The organism is Bradyrhizobium sp., from assembly GCF_016462955.1.
Lineage (GTDB): Bacteria > Pseudomonadota > Alphaproteobacteria > Rhizobiales > Xanthobacteraceae > Bradyrhizobium.
The window spans coordinates 1-5,077 of sequence record NZ_JAEMSD010000484.1 but is presented as its reverse complement, the minus strand read 5'-3'; the positions used below and the strand labels follow the sequence as shown (position 1 = coordinate 5,077).

Annotated in this window: 7 protein-coding genes; all 7 read right to left on the bottom strand. The window is 65.2% G+C overall.

The window, feature by feature from the left end; translation table 11 throughout:
• Positions 1-283, bottom strand: a 283-nt coding sequence (locus JHD07_RS32355) for a DUF736 family protein (protein WP_291629514.1), incomplete at its 3' end; no start/stop codon positions are given.
• A gap of 661 nt (positions 284-944) precedes the next feature.
• Positions 945-1,871, bottom strand: a complete 927-nt coding sequence (locus tag JHD07_RS32350; RefSeq protein WP_024342308.1) for a zincin-like metallopeptidase domain-containing protein — start codon at positions 1,869-1,871, stop codon at positions 945-947.
• 299 nt (positions 1,872-2,170) lie between these two features.
• A complete protein-coding gene (locus JHD07_RS32345; protein ID WP_291629511.1) occupies positions 2,171-2,758 on the bottom strand; it encodes a hypothetical protein in 588 nt (195 codons plus the stop codon).
• 396 nt (positions 2,759-3,154) lie between these two features.
• Complete coding sequence (locus tag JHD07_RS32340) at positions 3,155-3,475, bottom strand: hypothetical protein (protein ID WP_028139088.1); 321 nt, start codon at positions 3,473-3,475, stop codon at positions 3,155-3,157.
• Complete coding sequence (locus tag JHD07_RS32335) at positions 3,475-3,696, bottom strand: hypothetical protein (protein ID WP_024342310.1); 222 nt, start codon at positions 3,694-3,696, stop codon at positions 3,475-3,477. Before JHD07_RS32335 ends, JHD07_RS32340 begins: the two co-directional genes overlap by 1 nt.
• A gap of 203 nt (positions 3,697-3,899) precedes the next feature.
• Positions 3,900-4,763, bottom strand: coding sequence for a hypothetical protein (locus JHD07_RS32330; RefSeq protein ID WP_024342312.1), 864 nt, complete (start codon positions 4,761-4,763; stop codon positions 3,900-3,902).
• Positions 4,760-5,077, bottom strand: a 318-nt coding sequence (locus tag JHD07_RS32325) for a hypothetical protein (RefSeq protein ID WP_291629508.1), incomplete at its 5' end; no start/stop codon positions are given. The genes JHD07_RS32325 and JHD07_RS32330, both read right to left, overlap by 4 nt.

Below are 5,077 nucleotides of genomic sequence, written 5' to 3'. Positions count from 1 at the left end.
GCTGGAGACCTTCCTGGCCTTCCACCTCGATCAGGGTGGCGTAGATCGGAGCCGGGAAGCTCGGGTCGTCCAGCTTGACCGAGAGGTAATCGCGCTCGGTGTCCCTGGCGGTCTTCTGCCAAGCCGCTCCCAGCTCGACATTACCGGCGAAGATGCGGAAGTGCGGTCCCTTGTCCGAGGGGTTATCGACCCGAACCAGCTTGGCCCTGGCATTGAGCGCGAGGGTACGAACCGTGCCGGTGAAGCCGTTGCCGATCGAGGTGAAGGTGCCGATGGTTGCCATTGTGGTGTCCTTTTCAGTTTCCCGGGCCGCGCCCATCGCGGCCTCGATGGCTGGCGACAGACCGGAGGCGGTCGACCCGCACCCCGCAGGGGCCGGCACGCAGTAGAGGGCAGCCAGGGCACGACTTTCTTGATTTCCGCGAGGAATGGACGCGCAGCGATCCAGGGGAAGAAAGTCGTAACCGGCTGTTGCGGGGGTAAGAGCGAGGCGGCGCCTAAGCGACGACGCCCTTCGGTCAGACATGCCAATCGAGGACGACGTGGGTGTGCCAGAAGAAACGGTCGAGGAACACGAATTGCGATCATCGAAACCCAGACCGAGGAAAGAACCCGATCACCGCTCACCACACATCTGGCAATTCCTAAAGGCTTGCTGGTCGAGGCCCGAAGCAGGAACGCAAGCGCAACTCGCCGTCAGGAGTTACGCGGCCCGCAAGGTGAACCCGCAGGCCGCGAGCGAGATTTGCTAGGCAAATTCGACGACCCGTGCAAAGCCCGAACGTCGTCCAACCTCGAAAAAAGGCGAGCAAGAACGTCCGGTCGCGCAGCACAAGAAATGAAGGAGCGCTGGCCGCAGCGGCCAAGCAAGGGGCTGCGGTCTCTGCATTAGTCGCCAGATAAGCAAGGGCCGGCAAGCGTCGGCGCCGATCGCGGCGCGCTAATCATGCTGCCTCCTCGACGTCTGCTGCCTTCGGCTGCTGGTCGTGCAGATAGGCAACGGCGCGTTGTGCATGCGCGGCAGCCGAGAAGATGAAGCGCTTCTCATTAGACAAGAGCTCCAACCACGACGCGAGGTAGCTTGCATGATCCGGCCGAGGTTCCAGTTCAGGAGAGATCCCGAGATCAGCGCAGAGGAAGCAGCTGCCGAGTTCGGCGATAAGCTCTTCGCGCGCGCGTTCGCTCCGATCCTTGCCGTAACGGCTGAGATCGCGATTAACGCGGTGAGCGGGAGCAGTCCAGTGCACGGTCTCATGGGCTCTGACGGCGACATAGGAAGCCGTGTCGCGAAAACTTTCGATCGGCGGCATCTGAATGTGATCGGACGAGGGCGCGTAGAACGCCGTCGAGCCGCCGTGGCGAACAATCGCGCCGGTGTTGGCAAAGAAAGCGTCGGCGTGCGCGTTGCGCTCGATCGGTGATGCGACGACGGGCGGCCGACCGTAGTAATGCACGGGCAAGCCATCGATTTGATCGACGCAGAAGACGGTATAGGCTTTGAGGAAGGGGATATCCCGTTCGACTTCGTCGCCGTGAGCGTCGGTCTCCCTCTTGGTGAAGCGGCTCGCATACACCACAGTACTGCCGGTCTCACCCTTGCGGACATGCGCGCCAAGTTCACTGGCCTGCTTGAACGTCATCCACATCGGCGAGCGGAAGCCGCGCGCGATGGCTTCTGACCAAAGCAGCAAGACGTTGATGCCCGTGTAGGGCTGGCCGTTGTGTCGGAGCGGTCGGGTGATGCGGTCCGCCATATTCGCGGCGGTCCAAGGTTGAACCCAGGGGCGCACGCCGCGTTCGAGCTCGACGATGATGCGGTCCGTGATGCGGGCGTACAGGTCGCCTCGCGATTTTTCTCCGTTCTTGCTCATTCTAATAACCTCCGTTCGGGAGGCCGCGCTCATCGCGGCTCCTCACGGGGTCCGCCACAGCCGGGCTCAAAGTCCGCGCACCCGAAGGGCCGAAGCAGCGCGAAGGACGGCGAAGCCGTTGCGCGGACGTCGAGCCCGGCGCAGGACCACGGACCGGGAGGGGCCGACGATGGCGAGCAGCACGGGCGGCGGCTCGCTTTGTTGCAGCGTCGATACGAAAAAAGGGGCCGGTCGCGCGGACCGGCCCGTCAGGTGGCTTCTGTGGAAGGGGCGCGGGGCTCGAGGCCCCGCGCTGGCGGTTAGTCGAACGCCGACATCTGCACCTTGGCCGCTTTCCGGCCGACGGTGTCGGTCGTGTTGTCGATGGGACGCTCGAAAGGCTTCCAGGTCTCACCGACGACCCGTTCGTAGGCGGCGACGGCGCCTTCGGCAGCCATGCGAAGCGCGTGAGCCTGCGCGCCCATGTCGGCGGCGAATTCACGCTTGCGCTGTGCCTGGCTATCGAAGCCGACCGGACCATCGAGGTCCTCATCGCGGCTGTCGTTGGCGAGCTTGGCGGTCGCATCTCGCGCTTCAGTGACTGCTCGGGTGTAGAACTGGCCGGCGCCGTGCGCCGATCCGACATAAGCACCGACGATCCGTTGAAGGTGGATTTGCATGGCGCGTTCGCTCAGGCCATCCTTGAGCGCGTCGGCGGTTTCGACGATGAACCGCTCATGCAGATCTCGGATACCGTCGCTGTCCAGGATTGCGAGGCCGAAGCTTTCGGAGATGCGCTGCGCCTGCGCCGAATCGGGACAGGCGAGCCGGACCATCTCGAGCGTGGTGCCCTTGCGAAGCGGGATGACACGGGCGCTGGCGCGAGAGGAACGAGCAGTTTTGGTCATGGTGAGATCCTTTCTCGGTTTCGCCTTGAGAGCGATCGGCCCTTTGCCAGCGCTCCCTCGGGTGCGGTCGACCAGAACCGGCTTCAGCGGGCCGCTTCAGGGGGCGGCGGCTGCCAAGGCGAGCATAGGTGAGTTGCGGGCGAGCGGGCCCTCAGGCCTGCGAAGCACGCGACCAACCATCGCGAGACGGCGGCCGCCGATCGCCTCGCGACTTGCCCTTGAAGCGGACCGCGGCCGGTTCAGACCGCAGCCCAAACCGAGGGAGCGTCGGCCAAGGGTCAGTACGCCGCCGAAACCGTGAGAGGTCGGGCCAAAACTGCTGAACTCTCCGTCTCGACATGAAGGGTCCGCGCGCGCCGCTCGCGCTCCAATAGGTGGATCGTTGGTCTCTCACCGTCACGCAGCGGAAACGCGATGGTGCGTCCGAAACTCGGCGATCGCCGTCTCCTGCCGATCGAGCTTTCGCGTGAGGGCGTCGATCTCGCCACGACGGGCCAAGGCGAGCTCCGCGACATGCTGCTGAAACAGCCGCTCATCCGCATTCGTCCAGCTCGATGCGGTCCGGCGGTGCTGCCGGCTCCTCGCCCGGTCGGTGTTTGTCAGCCGTTCGGCTCGTGCCGCGATCTGACGTTCGATGACGCCCAGATGGCGCTTCGTCTCGGCTTGCTCGGCTTCCATGCGCGTGAGCAGGAGACGTCGGTCCGGGGGCTCGATCATTACACCGTCCCCGTAGACGATACGGGGAAGGCGGCATTCGGCCTGTAGACGCTCGACGACGGGATGGCGTCGCCGATGGCCGCACAGTCGATGAGCGCTGACTTGGCGCCGGCGTGCTTGCGCATGTCTGCGAGGATGCCATCGCTTGCGCCGGCGATGGCGCTTGCGGGATTATGGTAGGCATGCGCGAGGAGCTTCACGGCGACAAGGTAGGCGTTCATGACTGCCCCTCCTTTCTGTCAGCATCGGCCGGGTCAGGCTGCGGCGCGTGGATGGACGCCCGCACGGCGCGCCTCCAGGCATCGGAGCCAGTGAAGTGCCGTCTGAGCCTGGGATGCCAGACAACGAGGATCGGCGTGTCGCCGTCCTCGTCAGTCGCCGCAAGCCAACCGAAAGCTTTGGCAAAAAGGGGCCAGGGCATGGGTCACCTCCATCCGGCGAAGTCTGATGGGCCGCCGTAGAGGCGGTGACGCGCCTCATCGATCACGAAGCCGAAGCGGCCGACGTGATACTCGCCGGAGGGGACGAGGAAGCGGCGCTCCTCAGTTCCGGGCCCTCGCTTCCCGCCGATCGTCGCAACGACCTCGACAAAACCGCTCTCGCGCTTGGACGTGATGGCGGACACAACAATCCAGTCCCGTGCATGCGCGTGGTCGAAGACGCGGCGATCCTTTTCGCGGGACTCGCCTGGCTGGAGGGTCGTGCCAAAGATCGTCTCCCAGGCGTCGGGCCAGCTGTCTTTGATCGTTCTCTCGGCGCAGCGGCGTTCAAACGCCGTGAAGAGATGCGGGAAGGTGATCGCAACGGCGGCCCATTCGGCGTCTTCTTCGTACCAGCCGCCCTTTGAGCAGAGCATGGCATGGACCCTGCGGTTGCGCTCGGCGGAGAGGTGGAAGCCGCCGTGGCCCGCGGTCGAGTGGCGGACCACACCGTCGGCGTAGAGGGTGGCGCCTTGCGAGGCGCCCCACGGCGTGTTCGCCGCGAACCGCACGTCCTTGCGACCGAGCGCACGCTTTTCGCGCTGATGCTCGGCGTTTTCAGCAACCTTCGATCGGAATGCCGCCTCGTCCGCCAGCGCGCCGGAATGGCCGTAGAAGTCGGCGCGGTGCCATTCCGCGATCGGCCGGCCGATGCGCCAGCCCGATGCGAGATAGTGCCCGCCACCGCGCGCCGGCAGCATCGCGAAGGCGGTTTCGCCCACGCGGGCTGCGAGGAAATTCTCGGCACTGCGTCCGTACTCGACCTCCGGATTTCCGGAGCTCACGTCCTGCGGGAGAGAAGCGTTCATGCTGCCCTCCCTTCGACGGCGCCCGCGCCGACCTCGTCGGCAGTCACTTCCTGGAGCACCGCGTCCGGATAGCCATGGCGCGTCAGCCACTCCTTCGCGTCGACCTCATTGGTTGCGAGATAGACGAGCTCGCCGCTGTCGCCGGCGCGGTCGAACACGCGGACCGAGCCGATCGCGGGACGTTCGACGACGGTGAAATGCAGCTTCGCCTCTAGTGAGAACGTCCGGTGGACGCGAATGGCGATGACGCCGCCGGCGCCATAGTCGACCTCGTGCAGGGTAAAACAGGGCGACAGCGAGACCTGGCCGCCTTC